Source organism: Geodermatophilus sp. SMS 5-13 (assembly GCF_059428245.1).
The window spans coordinates 4,628,100-4,641,921 of record NZ_CP165729.1 but is presented as its reverse complement, the minus strand read 5'-3'; the positions used below and the strand labels follow the sequence as shown (position 1 = coordinate 4,641,921).

General features: G+C 75.1%; 14 protein-coding genes. 7 read left to right on the top strand and 7 right to left on the bottom strand.

The window, feature by feature from the left end:
- Positions 1 to 2: 2 nt before the first annotated feature.
- The 4 genes from AB3388_RS22470 (at position 3) to AB3388_RS22455 (ending at position 2,904) form a co-directional block, all read left to right on the top strand.
- Entirely contained in the window at positions 3 to 761 is a 759-nt protein-coding gene (locus AB3388_RS22470; protein WP_495407538.1) for a phosphatase PAP2 family protein, read from the top strand.
- The gene (locus AB3388_RS22465) at positions 758 to 1,294 is read left to right on the top strand and encodes an XdhC family protein (RefSeq protein ID WP_495407537.1); all 537 of its coding nucleotides are present in this window, start codon (positions 758 to 760) and stop codon (positions 1,292 to 1,294) included. Before AB3388_RS22470 ends, AB3388_RS22465 begins: the two co-directional genes overlap by 4 nt.
- 1 nt (position 1,295) lies before the next feature.
- Positions 1,296 to 2,636, top strand: coding sequence for an FGGY family carbohydrate kinase (locus AB3388_RS22460; protein ID WP_495407536.1), 1,341 nt, complete (start codon positions 1,296 to 1,298; stop codon positions 2,634 to 2,636).
- 88 nt (positions 2,637 to 2,724) lie between these two features.
- Positions 2,725 to 2,904 (top strand): hypothetical protein, encoded by a 180-nt coding sequence (locus AB3388_RS22455; protein ID WP_495407535.1) that lies wholly within the window; start codon positions 2,725 to 2,727, stop codon positions 2,902 to 2,904.
- Positions 2,905 to 2,916: 12 nt separating this feature from the next.
- Here the strand turns inward: AB3388_RS22455 and hisN are convergent, their stop codons facing one another.
- Entirely contained in the window at positions 2,917 to 3,711 is a 795-nt protein-coding gene (gene hisN, locus AB3388_RS22450) for a histidinol-phosphatase (RefSeq protein WP_495407534.1), read from the bottom strand.
- Between the two features lie 52 nt (positions 3,712 to 3,763).
- Here hisN and AB3388_RS22445 point away from each other — a divergent pair, with 52 nt between their 5' ends.
- Entirely contained in the window at positions 3,764 to 4,300 is a 537-nt protein-coding gene (locus AB3388_RS22445; protein WP_495407533.1) for a DUF2087 domain-containing protein, read from the top strand.
- 156 nt (positions 4,301 to 4,456) lie between these two features.
- On the opposite strand, the gene AB3388_RS22440 is transcribed toward AB3388_RS22445, so the two are convergent.
- From AB3388_RS22440 to AB3388_RS22420, 5 genes are all read right to left on the bottom strand, one after another.
- Positions 4,457 to 6,124 carry a hypothetical protein gene (locus tag AB3388_RS22440; protein ID WP_495407532.1) on the bottom strand — a complete coding sequence of 556 codons (1,668 nt, stop codon included), beginning with the start codon at positions 6,122 to 6,124 and terminating at the stop codon, positions 4,457 to 4,459.
- 16 nt (positions 6,125 to 6,140) lie between these two features.
- Positions 6,141 to 6,824 carry a cysteine hydrolase family protein gene (locus AB3388_RS22435; protein ID WP_495407531.1) on the bottom strand — a complete coding sequence of 228 codons (684 nt, stop codon included), beginning with the start codon at positions 6,822 to 6,824 and terminating at the stop codon, positions 6,141 to 6,143.
- 129 nt (positions 6,825 to 6,953) lie between these two features.
- Positions 6,954 to 7,847 carry a ribosome small subunit-dependent GTPase A gene (gene rsgA, locus AB3388_RS22430; protein ID WP_495407530.1) on the bottom strand — a complete coding sequence of 298 codons (894 nt, stop codon included), beginning with the start codon at positions 7,845 to 7,847 and terminating at the stop codon, positions 6,954 to 6,956.
- A 119-nt stretch (positions 7,848 to 7,966) separates the two neighbouring features.
- Entirely contained in the window at positions 7,967 to 9,247 is a 1,281-nt protein-coding gene (gene aroA, locus AB3388_RS22425) for a 3-phosphoshikimate 1-carboxyvinyltransferase (protein ID WP_495407529.1), read from the bottom strand.
- Positions 9,248 to 9,294: 47 nt separating this feature from the next.
- Positions 9,295 to 10,752 (bottom strand): NAD-dependent succinate-semialdehyde dehydrogenase, encoded by a 1,458-nt coding sequence (locus AB3388_RS22420; RefSeq protein WP_495407528.1) that lies wholly within the window; start codon positions 10,750 to 10,752, stop codon positions 9,295 to 9,297.
- Positions 10,753 to 10,881: 129 nt separating this feature from the next.
- Between AB3388_RS22420 and AB3388_RS22415 the strand changes: the two genes are divergently transcribed.
- Both AB3388_RS22415 and AB3388_RS22410 read left to right on the top strand, forming a co-directional pair.
- Positions 10,882 to 11,628, top strand: coding sequence for an SOS response-associated peptidase (locus AB3388_RS22415; protein ID WP_495407527.1), 747 nt, complete (start codon positions 10,882 to 10,884; stop codon positions 11,626 to 11,628).
- Between the two features lie 2 nt (positions 11,629 to 11,630).
- A complete protein-coding gene (locus AB3388_RS22410; protein WP_495407526.1) occupies positions 11,631 to 13,136 on the top strand; it encodes a fused MFS/spermidine synthase in 1,506 nt (501 codons plus the stop codon).
- Positions 13,137 to 13,199: 63 nt separating this feature from the next.
- Here AB3388_RS22410 and ybaK read toward each other — a convergent pair whose 3' ends face one another.
- On the bottom strand, positions 13,200 to 13,673 hold the full coding sequence (gene ybaK / locus AB3388_RS22405; protein ID WP_495407525.1) for a Cys-tRNA(Pro) deacylase: 474 nt from the start codon (positions 13,671 to 13,673) through the stop codon (positions 13,200 to 13,202).
- Positions 13,674 to 13,822: the final 149 nt, after the last annotated feature.

Here is a 13,822-nt window from a genome sequence, read left to right as displayed (position 1 = left end):
CCGTGCTTTCGGGGGCGCTGGGGCGTGCGCGTGTCGTCGACCGGCCCGGCCGGACGTTCGCGCTCCGGTCCATCCGTCCGCGCGTCCTCCTGCTCGGCGCGGTGCTGCTGGTCTACGCCGCCCTGTGTGCCGGGGTGCTCGAGAGGTCATCGCTGGTGGACCTCGACTCGGCCGTGCTGCGCTGGTCGCCGTCGGCCCACTGGCCGCTGCTCCGGCCGTTCCTCTCCGTCTGGGTCCTCCTCGGCCAGCGGGCCGTGTGCCTCGCGCTGGCGACCGGCTGGCTGATCCTGCGGGCGCTGCGCAGCCGCGACCTGCGGCCGTTGGTGACCCTGGGGCTGGCCACCCTGCTGCTCAACGTCTCCGTCGGGCTGGTGAAGACGGTCATCGGACGCCTGGGGCCGCTGCAGCTGGGGGCGCTCGCGGTGCGGCACGGCGAGAGCACGATCTTCGCCGGAGGGACGATCTTCCCCTCCGGGCACACCGCCAACGCCGTCGTCACCTGGGGCCTGCTGGCCTGGCTGGCCCGGCGGCACCGCCGGCTGTGGGGCGCGGCGGCGGGCGTCCTCGCCGGCTCCGTCGGCCTGACCACCGTCTACCTGGGCACCCACTGGGTCTCCGACGTGCTGGCCGGCTGGGCCGCCGGGGGACTGGTGCTGTTCGCCGCCCCGGTCCTGGCCGCGGTCGCCGACCGCCTGGCGCGGCTGCCGGCGGCGGCGCGGCCTGGCGCGAGCCCGGCGACCCCGGCGAAGATGCGGCCATGACCTCGCCCGAGACCGATCCGAACTGCGGCGTGGCGCACGGCGCCGCCGCCGAGGGCCCCGCCGACCGGGTGCTGGTGGCGGTGTTCGCCTCCCCGGTCTCGGCCTCCCTCGTCCGCTACGGCGCCGACCTCGGGTTCCGCACGGTGCTGGTGGAGCCGGACGCCGGCCGCCGCGCCGAGGCCGCCGCCGACGTCGTCGCGGCCGGCTTCGACCAGCTGGACGACGAGCTTGCCGGAGCGACCGCGGACGTCGTCGTCACCGACCACCACCGCGAGGAGCTCGGCGTCCTGCTGCGGGACGCGCTCGCCCGGCCGGTGCGCTGGGTCGGCGTCATGGGCAACCCGCGGCACGAGGGGCCGCACGTCGCCGCGCTGGCCGCGCTCGGCGTCCCGGCCGAGGAGGTGGCGCGGGTGCACCGGCCGATCGGCCTGGACATCGGCTCGCGCACGCCGCCGGAGATCGCCGTCTCGACGCTGGCCGGGCTGCTCGCCGACCGCAACGGCCGCACCGGCGGCTTCGCGCACGCGCGCTGAGGTGCCCCGCGACCTGCTGCTCGGTGCGGACGTCGGCACCAGCGGGCTGAAGCTGGTCGCGCTCGGCGAGGACGGGGGAGTGGTCGCCGAGGCCGAGGCCGGCTACGAGCCCGAGCGCCCGCGGCCCGGCTGGGCGCAGAACGACGTCGGCACCTGGCGGGCCGCCCTCGAGGAGGCGCTGGCCCGTCTCGCGCCGGCGCTGTCCGGCGGGCGGGTGCGGGGTATGGGGTTCTCCGGCCAGATGCACGGCGCCGTCCTGGTCGACGACGCCGGCGCGGCACTGGGGCCGGCCCTGCTGTGGGCCGACGGCCGGGCGGGCGCCGAGCTGGCCCGCTGGCGCGGCCTGGCGCCGGCCGAGCGGGCCGCGCTGGCCAATCCGCTGGTGGCCGGCATGACCGGGCCGCTGCTGGCCTGGCTCGCGGCGCACGAGCCCGCGACCGTCGGCCGGGCCGCCGCCGTCCTGCTGCCGAAGGACGCGCTGCGGACGGCGCTCGTCCCCTCGCCGGTCACCGACCGCAGCGACGCCTCCGCCACCCTCCTCTGGGACGTCGTCGCCGACGGCTGGTCGGCCGCGGCCGTGGCCGCGGCCGGCGTCTCCCCGGAGCTGCTGCCGCCGGTGCGGCCGTCGGCCGAGGTCGTGGGGACCGCGGGGCTGCCGGTCGGCGAGGTGCCGGTCGTCGTGGGCGGCGCCGACACCCCGCTGGCGCTGCTCGCGGCGGGCGTCACCTCGGGACTCCTGGTCAACGTCGGCACGGGCGTGCAGGTGCTGGTGCCGGCCGCGGCACCGGAGCCCGCGGACGACCCGACGGTGCACCGCTACGCCGACGTCGAGGGCGGCTGGTACGCGATGGCGGCGCTGCAGAACGGCGGCTCGGCGTGGGCGTGGGCGTGCGGCGTGCTCGGGTTCTCCTGGCCGGAGTTCTTCGCCGCAGCGGGGGCCGCCCCGCCCGGCGCCGGGGGCGTGCGGTTCGCGCCGTTCCTCACCGGCGAGCGCGGCGGCGTGGCCGGTCCGGACGACCGCGGCGGCTGGACCGGCCTGACCCCGGCGACCACGCGGGCCGACCTCGCCCGCGCCGCGGTGGAGGGCGTGGTGCACGCGGTCGGCGCCGCGGCCGCGCTGCTCGGCCCGCCCGACGGCCCCGTCGTCCTCACCGGGGGCGGAGCCCGGACGCCGCTGGTGCGGCAGTTGCTCGCCGACGAACTCGGCCGGCCGGTGACCCACCTTCCCCTGCGCAGCGCCTCGGCGATCGGCGCGGCGGTGCTGGCCGCCCGCGGCGCGGGCCTCGACGTCGAGCCGCGCCGCGAACCCGGAGCCGGCGCGGAGCCCCGGAACCGGAACTGATCCGGTGCATGGAACGGCGCCCGCGCGGGCACCGTTGACCTCGAGAACGGGCCGCACCCGGCCCTCCGGGACCGAAGGAGGAGCTCGCATGAAGTCGTCGATGTTCGACCGGATCAGCCAGTTCGCGAAGAGCCCCAAGGGCCAGCAGATGATCCGCGAGGTGGCCGGCCGGGCCCAGCAGTTCGCGAGCGACCCGAAGAACCGGGCGAAGATCGAGGACATGCGCCGCCGGTTCGCCGGCGGACGCGGCCCGACCCGTCCGCACTGACGGGGCCCTTGCTCAGGGGAGCCGCAGCTTGCCCAGCGCCGCGTCGTGCAGCAGGCCGTTGGTGGCCAGCGCGCTGCCCCCGGCCGGGCCCGGCTTGCCGGTGACGTCGGTGAACCGGCCGCCGGCCTCGCGGACGATCACGTCGAGCGCGGCCAGGTCCCACAGCGAGACCTCGGGCTCGCAGGCGATGTCGACGGCGCCCTCGGCGAGAAGGACGTAGCTCCAGAAGTCGCCGTAGGCCCGCGTGCGCCACGCCGCGCGGGCGAGGTCGAGGAAGCCGGGGAGCAGGCCGCGCTCCTCCCAGCCGGAGAGGCTGGAGAAGCTCAGGCTCGCGTCGTCGAGCGTGCGCACCCCCGACACCCGGCAGCGGGTGGCCGACTCCAGGCGCCGGCCGGTCCATGCGCCGACGTCCTTGGCCGCCCACCAGCGCCGGTTCAGCGCCGGGGCGGACACGCACCCGACCACCGGCTCGTCGCCGTCCAGCAGTGCGATGAGGGTCGCCCACACCGGCACGCCGCGGACGAAGTTCTTGGTGCCGTCGATGGGGTCGAGCACCCAGCGGCGGGAGCCGTGCCCGGTCGTGCCGAACTCCTCTCCCATGACCGCGTCACGGTGCCGCGCGCGGTCCAGGGTGATCCGCAGCTGCTCCTCGACCGCCCGGTCGGCGTCGGTGACCGGCGTCAGGTCCGGCTTGGTCTCGACCTTGAGGTCGAGCGCGCGGAACCGCTCCATGCTGATCGAGTCGGCCTGGTCGGCCAGCACGTGGGCCAGCCGCATGTCCTCGTTGAACCCACGGGCCGACGTCATGGGCACCGAACTTACTGGGACGACGCCGGAGTCGAGCGCATACGGTCGGAGCGTGGACCCCGCGACCGTCGTCGGGCTGCTCGCCGACCCCACCCGTCTCAAGGTCGTCGCCGCCCTCGCGCTCGGCGCGAGCACCCTGCAGGACGTCGCGGAGGCGGCCCACCTCCCGCTCAAGGACGTCGCCTTCGCCGCGCGGCGGCTCGCGCGCGGCGGCCTGGTCCGCCGCGACGGCGCGGCGCTGGAGCTGCGCACGGAGCAGTTCGGGGCGATCGCCCGCGCGGCGGCCGAGGCGGCCCCGCCCCCGGAGCGGCTCTCCGACGACGCGGCCGAGGACGCCGTCCTCCGCGCGTTCGTGCGCCGCGGGCGGCTGGTGTCGATCCCGGCGCAGCAGTCCAAGCGCCGCGTCGTCCTCGAGCACATCGTGCGCGTCTTCGAGCCCGGCGTGCGCTACCCGGAGCGCGAGGTCAACGCCCTGCTGGCGGTCTGGCACGCCGACCACGCCGCGCTGCGCCGCTACCTGATCGACGAGGGCCTGCTGTCCCGGGAGGCCGGCGTCTACTGGCGCACCGGCGGCTACGTCGACGTGTGAGCAAGAACCGCCGACAGGCGCCGCATCACTCACGACCGGCCGAAGGTCGAGCCGGTCCGGCGTCCCCTCCACGAGCCGAGATTCGCATCGCGGCTGTTTCAGGAGGTCGCGTGACGACCCCCTGGCGCATCTCGATGCACTTGCTCTGCCTGGACGTCAGCTCGCGGGTTCGGCCGCCTCGCTGCCCGAGCGCGGGGTCGGGATCCGCCTGCCCTCGACCGGCTCGGCGTCGGCGGCCGGCGGGGTCGCCGCGTGCTCGGCGTCCAGGGCGGCCTCGGGATCGGGCCTGGGCTCCGTCCCGCGGGACCGGTGCAACAGCCCGTAGCCGAGGCAGGCGGCGCCGAGGAGCACGTAGCCGAGGGCGACCTGCGGGTTGGCCGCCCAGTCGACCTGCGGGGCGTGGATCAGCCCGACGAAGCTGAGCAGGGCACCCGCGCCCGCCGCGACCGCCGCCGCCCAGAAGCGCTTGTCGATCATGAACGTCACGATCGCCCCGAGCACCAGACCGACCAGGATCGCGCCCTGCCCGAGGGTGGTCAGCCCGGCGTACACGACGCCGGCGTTGCCGAGGGCGGCGTTGCCGACCTGCGCGGCAGAGGTGCCGGCGGCCACCAGGGAGTTGTCGATCAGCCCGGCGCCCCACGCCGCCATGTTGGGCAGGATGGCGATGACCACCGCCGCGGCGTGGATCCGCGGCACGGCCTGGAACGCCTGCGCGCCGATGAGCAGGCCGATGTAGAGCAGGATCGGCACGATCGCCGGGATCGGCAGCAGCGCCGAGAGCAGCCCGAACAGGCCGAGGAAGCACAGGATCGCGACGAACACGCCGCTGGCCATCGAGTAGCCGGCCCGGCCTCCGGCGTCCTTCCACCCGGGGTGGCCGATGTAGACAGCGGGCGGGAACGGCGAGCCGAACGCGGAGCCCACGATCGCGCCGGTCCCGTCGGCGAGCAGCACGCTGCGCAGGTTGTAGCTGTCGCCGGCGGCCGCGGCGCTCTCCACGTTGCTCATCGCCTCGGTGAAGTTGTAGACCCCGAGCGGGATGGCGGTCGCGAGCAGCGGCGCGAGGTTGCCCAGCCCGTCCAAGAGCATGTCGATCCGCAGGTCCGGCACGGCGAAGGCGATGTCCTTGGCCGCCGCCGACACGTCGGGCACCGACATGTAGCCGCCGATCCAGCCGATCGCGGTGCCCACCAGCAGCGCGGCCAGCCCGACCGGGAAGTTGCCGGGCAGGCGGACGTCGGTGAAGAACCCGATGAGGATGATCGCCAGCACCGGCAGGCCGATCCAGGCGGCCTCCCAGATCTGCGCGGCCGGGCGCATCGAGATGAACGTGACCGAGATGCCGGCGAGCGTGCCGAGCAGCGCCGCCCGCGGGGTATAGCGCCGGATGATCGGGCCGATGAAGGCGCCGATGAGCACGATCACGCCGATGATGAACGCCCAGGCCAGGCCGGCCTCCCAGGCCTGGCGGTAGTCGCTTGTGCGCAGGTAGATCGGCAGCATGATCACGAACACGACGATGAACATGTGCGGCACGCTGGGCCCGTAGGGCAGCGCCGTGACGTCGGTGCGCCCCTCCCGCCGCGACAGCCGCCGGGCCAGGTACGTGTAGTAGACGTTGCCCAGGACGAGGGCGACGCCGAGGGCCGGCAGAACAGTGCCCAGGACGGCGTCGGCGGGGACGTTGACCACCGCGATCATCAGCCCGGTCAGCGTCAGGACGTTGACCAGGATGTTGAACCCGAGGCCGAAGAACGCGTTCGTGTCGCCCCGGGTCCACAGGGGGACGACGGCGCGCGCGGGCGGTGCGGTCGTGCTCATCCGGGTCTCCCTGATCTCACACGGTGGACGCGGCCGGGGTGAGGGCGGCGAGCAGGTCGGCCGAGTCGGCGACCCAGCCGAAGATCCCGCCCTGCGCGCTGACCATCTGCAGGCCGACGCGCTGGAACTCGGGGAAGTAGGAGCCGACGCAGTCGGCCAGGACCAGGCACTCGTAGCCGCGGTCGTTGGCCTCCCGGAGGGTGGTGTGCACGCACACCTCGGTGGTCACGCCGGTGACGACCAGCGAGGTGATGCCGTGGGACCGCAGCAGCTCGTCCAGGCCGGTCGCGTAGAACGCACCCTTGCCGGGCTTGTCGACCACCGCCTCGCCGGGCAGCGGGGCGAGCTCGTCGACGATGTCGTGCCCGTACTCCCCGCGGACGAGGATCCGGCCGTACGGGCCCGGGTCGCCGATCCGCTGGCTCGGGTTGCCGCGGCGCAGCTTCGCCGGCGGGCAGTCCGAGAGGTCCGGCAGGTGCCCCTCCCGGGTGTGGACGACGAGCATCCCGGTGTCGCGGGCGGCCTGCAGCACGCGGGCCAGGGGTGGGACGACGCGCTGCAGCTGCGACACGTCGTTGCCGAGGCTCTCGCCGAAGCCGCCCGGCAGCAGGAAGTCGCGCTGCATGTCGATGACCAGGAGGGCGACCCCGCCCTCGGGGAGCGGGAACGGCGTGGGTGCGGCAGGGACGGAAGAGGCCATGGCGCGCTCCGGGGTCGGCGGGCTGCTCGGCCGGCGGCCAGGGCCGCTGGGGGGACGAAGAAAGCTTCGCGGAACCGTCGTTACGGTCTCGCTCCCCGGCGGATTACGGAAGGATTTTCACCGTCCCCGTCAGTAGCCGGGGCCCAGCTGGCCGACCGCGTCGATCAGCCGGCGGAAGCTGGCCAGCCGCTCCGCCCGCGCGGTCGGCCCCGCGGCGGCCCACGCGTCGAGCGCGCAGTCGGGGTCCTCGGCCGTGTGCCCGCACCCCGGCGGGCAGTCGACAGAGGCCTCCTCGAGGTCGTCGAAGGCGGCCAGCACGTCCTCGGCGGTGACGTGCGCCAGTCCGAACGAGCGGATGCCCGGGGTGTCGATCACCGTCCCGCCGCCCGGCAGGTCCAGCAGCACCGCCGACGACGACGTGTGCCGGCCCTTGCCCACCTTGGTGACCTCGCCGGTGGCCCGGAAGGCGTCCGGCACCAGCCGGTTGACCAGCGTCGACTTGCCGACCCCGGACTGCCCGACCAGGACGCTCATCCGCAGCTCCAGCCGCTCGACCAGCGGGTCCAGCGGCTGGTCGCGGGAGACGGCGACCGCGTCGAGGTCGAGGCCGGCGTAGCGGTCGAGCAGCGGCTGCGGGCTGCCCAGGTCGGTCTTGGTGAAGCACAGCAGCGGCTCCAGCCCGCCGGCGTACGCGGCCACCAGGCACCGGTCCAGGAAGCCGAGCGCGGGCTCCGGGTCGGTCACCGCGGTCACGATCACCAGGTGGTCGGCGTTGGCGACGACGACCCGCTCGGTGGGGTCGGTGTCGTCGGCGGTGCGCCGCAGCACCGTCGTCCGGTCCTCGATGACGACGATGCGGGCGAGGGTGTCCGGCCGGCCGCTGGTGTCGCCGACGACGCGCACCCGGTCGCCGACGACGACGCCGTGGCGGCCCAGCTCGCGGGCGCGCATCGCGGTGACCTCGACCCGGCCGTCCGGGGTGTCGACGCGCACGGTCATCCGGCCGCGGTCGACCGCGATCACCAGCCCCGGGACGGCGTCCTCGTGGGCGGGGCGGGTGCGCGTGCGCGGGCGCGACCCCCGGCGGCTGGGCCGGACCCGGACGTCGTCCTCGTCCGAGCGGCTGTCCAGCCTGCGGGGGCTCAGCGGTCGGCTCCGACCGGGTCCCCGAGCAGCGCCGCCCAGCGGTCGACGAAGTCGGGCAGCGTCTTGCTCACGGCACCCGGGTCGGCGACCTCGATGCCGTCGATGGCCAGCCCGAGCACCGCCCCGGCGTGCACCATGCGGTGGTCGGCGTAGGAGTCCAGCCGGGCCGGGCGGCGCGGGCCGGGCTCGACGACCAGCCCGTCGGGCAGCTGCTCGACCCGCGCCCCGACGGCGGTGAGCACCTCGTCGAGGGCCTGCAGCCGGTCGGTCTCGTGCCCGCGCAGGTGGCCGATGCCGGTCAGCCGCGAGGTGCCGTCGGCCAGCGCGCACAGCGCCGCGAGGACCGGCGTCAGCTCGCCCACCTCGCCGAGGTCGGCGACCAGCGGCCGGATCCCGCGGCCGCCGGTGACCCGCAGGCCGTCGTCCGTGCGGACGACGTCGGCGCCCATCTCGGTCAGCAGCCGGTCGAGCTGCGCGCCGGGCTGGGTGGTGACCTCCGGCCAGTCGCGGACGGTGACCCGCCCGCCGGTGACCAGCGCGGCGGCGAGGAACGGGGCCGCGTTGGACAGGTCCGGCTCGATGACCCGGTCGAGCGCGGCGATCGGTCCGGGCTGCACCCGCCAGCCGCGCGGCGTCGCGGTGACGGCCACGCCGTGCTCGCGCAGCGTCGTCACGGTCATCTCGACGTGCGGCATCGACGGCACCCCGCCGGCCAGCGCGAGGTCGACGCCCTGCTCGAAGCGGGCCGCGGCCAGCAGCAGCCCGGAGACGATCTGCGAGGACTCGCTGGCGTCGACCGACACCGCCCCGCCGGTCACCGCGCCGGTGCCGTGCACGGTGAACGGCGCCCGGCCGCGGCCGGCGTCGTCGATCTCGACGCCGAGGGCGCGCAGCGCGGCGAGCAGGCCGGCGTTGGGCCGCTCGCGCAGCCGCGGGTCGCCGTCCACCCGGACCGGGCCGTCGGCCAGCGCCGCGACCGGCGGCAGGAAGCGCAGCACCGTGCCGGCCAGGCCGGCGTCGACGTCGGCCGGGCCGCGCAGCGGGCCGGGGGTGACCACCCAGTCGGCGCCGTCCTCGTCGATGCCGACGCCGAGCGCGCGCAGCCCGGCGGCCATGAGGTCGGTGTCGCGGGCGCGCAGCGGCCGCACGATCCGGCCCGGCCCGTCGGCGAGCGCGGCGAGCACCAGCGCGCGGGCGGTGATCGACTTCGACCCGGGCAGGCGGACGACCGCGTCGACCGGCGTCGAGCGGTGCGGCGTCGTCCAGATCTCCGTCACGGGCGTGATTCTGCCCGGTCGGACGCGCCGCATCGCCCGTGCACGGCTCAGCCGGCCTGGGGCTTGTCCGCCCTCTTCGCCGGGAGGACGCGGGTGAGCTTGCGGTTGGCGAACTCGAACATGCCGAGCTCGGAGAGCTCGCGGCCGTAGCCGGAGCGCTTCACGCCGCCGAAGGGCAGCTCGGCCGACGAGCCCGACGGCTGGTTGACCCACACCATCCCGGCCTCGATCCGGTCGGCCACCGACCGCGCCCTGTCCACGTCGCTGGAGAAGACCGCCGCGCCCAGACCGAACCGGCTGTTGTTCGCCAGCTCCACCGCCTCGTCCTCGTTCGCCACCTTGTAGACGACGGCGGCCGGGCCGAAGAGCTCCTCGTGGTAGGCGCGCATCTCCGGCGTGACGTCGGTGAGGATCGTCGGCTCGACGAAGGCGCCCGGGTGGTCGGGCCGGCTGCCGCCGGTGACCACGGTCGCGCCCTTGTCGACGGCGTCCTGGATCTGCGCGTGCAGGTCCTTGGCCGCCTGCTCCGAGGACAGCGGCGCCAGCGTGGTCGACGGGTCGCTGGGGTCGCCGGGGGAGAAGGTGGAGAACGCCTGCTTCAGGCCCTCGACGAACGGCTCGTAGAGGTCCTCGGGGACGATCAGCCGCTTGGCGGCGATGCAGGCCTGGCCGCTGTTCTGCATCCGGCCCATGGTGGCGGCCTTGACCGTGCGGCCGAGGTCCTCGCTGTCGAGGACGATGAACGGGTCGGAGCCGCCGAGTTCGAGCACCGACTTCTTGAGGTACTTGCCGGCGAGCGAGGCGACGCTGCTGCCGGCCCGCTCGCTGCCGGTCAGCGTCACGCCTTCGACGTCCGGGTGCGCGATGACCTGCTCGACGTCCGGGATCCGCAGGAAGACGTTGGTGTAGACGCCCTCGGGGACGCCGGCGTCGAGGAAGAGCCGCTCGATCGCCAGGGCGGTCTGCGGGTTCAGCTCGGCGTGCTTGAGCAGGATCGCGTTGCCGAGCACGAGGTTCGGCCCGGCGACGCGGACCACCTGGTAGAGCGGGTAGTTCCACGGCTCGATGGCGAGGATGACGCCGATCGGCTCGTTCTCGACGACCGCCTCGCCCTTCATCACGTCGATGCGCCGGGGCTCCAGGAAGCGCGGCCCGTTCTCGGCGTAGTAGGTGAGGATGCTGGCCGCGAGCTGCACCTCGCCGGCAGCCTCCTGGATGCGCTTGCCCATCTCGCGGGTCACCAGCCCGGCGAACTCGTCGGCGCGCTCGAGCATCAGCTCGCCGGCGCGGCCGACGATCCGTGCCCGCTCCTCGACCGGGCGGCGGCGCCACTCGAGGAACGCGGCATGCGCCTTCTCGACGACGCCGTCGACGGCGTCGGTGGGGAGGAACTCGAACTCCTGCTCGACCTCGCCGGTGTACGGGTTGACCGTCCGGTAGGGGCGGGCACCCGCGTCACTCGCGGTCTTCGGCTGCTGCGTGGCTGGGTTCTGGGTGGCGGTCACGGCTCGATCCTCGTCCTCGGTTCGGCTCTCCGTCACCGCCCCTACCCGGGCCCCGCAGGGTCAGTCGTCGCGTCGTGCTGTCGGTGCCGCGACCTAGAGTTCGGTCTAACCGCCTCCCGAGGAGTGCCCATGTGTGGTCGCTACGCCGCCAGCCGCAGCCCCGACGACCTCGTCGTCGAGTTCGAGGCGGTCAGGGCCGAGGGGCAGTCGCCGCTGCCCGCCGACTACAACGTCGCCCCCACCAAGGACGTCTACGTGGTGCGGGAGAAGAAGGAGCGCGACTCGGAGGGCGCGCCGACCGGGGCCACCCACCGCGAGCTGCGCACGGTCCGCTGGGGCCTGGTGCCCGGCTGGGCGAAGGATGCCTCGGTCGGCAACCGGCTGCTCAACGCCCGGGTCGAGTCGCTCACGGAGAAGCCGGCGTTCAAGAAGGCGGCCCGGTCCCGGCGCTGCCTGGTCCCGGCCGACGGCTGGTACGAGTGGGCGAAGCGGCTGGACTCACCGGCCAAGCAGCCCTACTTCGTCACGCCGCAGGACGGCTCGGTGCTCGCGTTCGCGGGGCTGTGGGAGGTGTGGGGGCGCGGCGAGGACCGGCTCTACACCTGCACCGTCGTCACCGCGCCCGCGGTGGGCGTGCTGACCGAGATCCACCCCCGCATGCCGCTGCTGCTGCCGCGCGAGCGCTGGGCGGCCTGGCTGGACCCGGCCAGGGAGGACGTCGACGCGCTGGTCGAGCCCACGCCGCCCGAGCTGGTCGAGGCACTGGAGCTGCGGCCGGTGAGCACCGCGGTGAACAACGTGAAGAACAACGGTCCCGAGCTGGAGGCGCGGGCGGAGTCGGTGAGCGAGCCGGCGGACCAGCCGGCGCTGTTCTGACCGTGGCGTCGGCCCAGGGAGCGGACGCCGGGAAGGCGCTGCCCGGCTGGATCGCCGCCGCGGTCACGTTCCTGTGCTCCGGCGCGGTGCTGGTGCTCGAGATCGTCGGGCTGCGGCTGATCGCCCCGTACGTCGGCGTCACGCTGCAGACCAGCACGGCGGTGATCGGGTTCGCCCTGCTGGCGATCGCGATCGGCGCCTGGTCGGGCGGGGCGTCGGCGGACCGGACCGATCCCCGCCGGCTGATCCCGCCGCTGATGGTCGGCGGCGGCGCGCTGGTCGTCGCCGTCCTGCCCCTGGTGCGGTTCACCGGCTCGCTGCTCACCGGCCCCGACGCCGGCAGCGTGCTGCTGCTGGCGTTCGTCGCCGTCGGCGTGCCCGCGGCGCTGCTCGCCGCCGTGCCCCCGATGGTGGTGAAGCTGCAGCTGGCCAGCCTCGAGCAGACCGGCTCGGTCGTGGGCCGGCTGTCGAGCATCGGCACCCTCGGCGCGATCGCGGCCACCTTCGTCACCGGGTTCGTGCTCGTGGCGCTGCTGCCCAGCAGCGTGATCCTCGTCGGCACCGGGGTCGTGACGGTGCTCGCCGGGCTCGCCATGGCCGTGCTGCTGCGCCGGGCTGGACGCGTGCCGCCGGTCCTGATGGTGCTCGCGGTCGCCGGCACGGTGCTGGCCGCCGTCGCCCCCACGCCGTGCCAGGCCGAGACCGCCTACCACTGTGCGCGGGTGGTGGCCGACCCCGACCGCGCGTCGGGCCGGGTGCTCCTGCTCGACAGCCTGCGGCACTCCTACGTCGACCTGGCCGACCCCACCTACCTGCAGTTCGACTACGTGCGGGTGGTGGCGGCGGTCAGCGACGCGATGCCGCCCGCGGGACCGATCTCCGCGCTGCACCTCGGCGGCGGCGGCGTCACCGTGCCGCGCTACCTGGCGGCGGTCCGGCCGGGAACCGACAGCCTGGTGCTCGAGGTGGATCCCGAGGTCGTGGCGATCGACCGCGAGCAGCTGGCGCTGACGACGTCCGACCGGCTCCGGGTCCGGGTCACCGACGCCCGCGTGGGCCTGGCCGAGGAGCCGGCGGGGGAGCGCGACCTCGTGGTCGGGGACGCGTTCGGCGGGCTGTCGGTGCCGTGGCAGCTGACCACGGTGGAGGCGCTCGAGCTGGTCGACGCGGCGCTCACCGACGACGGCGTCTACGTCGCCAACCTCATCGACCACCCGCCCATGGGCTTCGTCCGCGCCGAGCTGGCCACGCTGCGGGAGGTGTTCCCGCACGTGGCGCTGATCGCCCGGGCGCCGGTCCTCGCCGGCGAGGACGGTGGCAACGTCGTCGTCGTGGCGTCGCGGGCGCCGATCCCGGTCGGGGCGATCGAGGACGCGATGGCCGCCCACGACGTCGCCTGGCAGGTGGCGTCGGAGGCGCAGCTAGACGACTTCGTCGGCGACGCACCGGTGCTGACCGACGACCACGCGCCGGTCGACCAGCTGCTCACCCCCTACGGCGAACCATGATCACCTCGGGTGGGGCGGTGTCTCACGGACGTCGAGGCACCGCTGGACCCGAGGTGATCATGGTCAGCGGCCGATCGGCGCCGTCCGCGCGCGGGTCAACCGCACCAGCTCCGCCGGCGGCAGCTCGACCTGCAGGCCGCGCCGGCCCGCGCTGACCATGACCGTCCCGAACGCCAGGGCCGAGTCGTCGACCACCGTGGGGAGCGCCTTGCGCTGGCCCAGCGGGCTGATCCCGCCGACGACGTAGCCGCTGCTGCGTGCGGCATCGGCCGGGTCGGCCATCACCGCCTTGCGGCCACCCACAGCGGCGGCCAGCGCCTTGAGGTCCAGCGTCCCGGCCACGGGGACGACGGCCACGGTCAGCGCGCCGTCCACCCTGGCGACGAGGGTCTTGAACACCTGCCGCGGGTCCGCGCCCAGCGCGGCGACGGCGGCCTCTCCGTAGCCGTGCGAGTCGGGGTGGTCGGGATCGTAGGGGTGCAGGGTGTGCGGCACCCCGGCCTTCTCCAGCACCTTCACCGCGGGGGTCCCTGCCACGGCGGTGGAGCGTAGCGATCACGCGAACGGGGAATCGGACCCGTGCCGGCGCGGTTGCATGAGCCGTGAGCATCGCCCTCTCCACCGCCCGGCAGCGGTCCGCACCCACTCGGCCCCCGGGCCGCCCCGATGCCTCGCGACTAGGATCG

What these genes read in the sequence shown, in the direction of transcription:
- hisN (WP_495407534.1), bottom strand. Translation starts at nt 3,711, where the DNA reads ATGACGTCGGCCCGTGGGTTCAACGAGGACATGCGGCTGGCCCACGTG.
- AB3388_RS22415 (WP_495407527.1), top strand. Translation starts at nt 10,882, where the DNA reads ATGTGTGGTCGCTACGCCGCCAGCCGCAGCCCCGACGACCTCGTCGTC.
- AB3388_RS22455 (WP_495407535.1), top strand. Translation starts at nt 2,725, where the DNA reads ATGAAGTCGTCGATGTTCGACCGGATCAGCCAGTTCGCGAAGAGCCCC.
- AB3388_RS22435 (WP_495407531.1), bottom strand. Translation starts at nt 6,824, where the DNA reads ATGGCCTCTTCCGTCCCTGCCGCACCCACGCCGTTCCCGCTCCCCGAG.
- AB3388_RS22465 (WP_495407537.1), top strand. Translation starts at nt 758, where the DNA reads ATGACCTCGCCCGAGACCGATCCGAACTGCGGCGTGGCGCACGGCGCC.
- AB3388_RS22440 (WP_495407532.1), bottom strand. Translation starts at nt 6,124, where the DNA reads ATGAGCACGACCGCACCGCCCGCGCGCGCCGTCGTCCCCCTGTGGACC.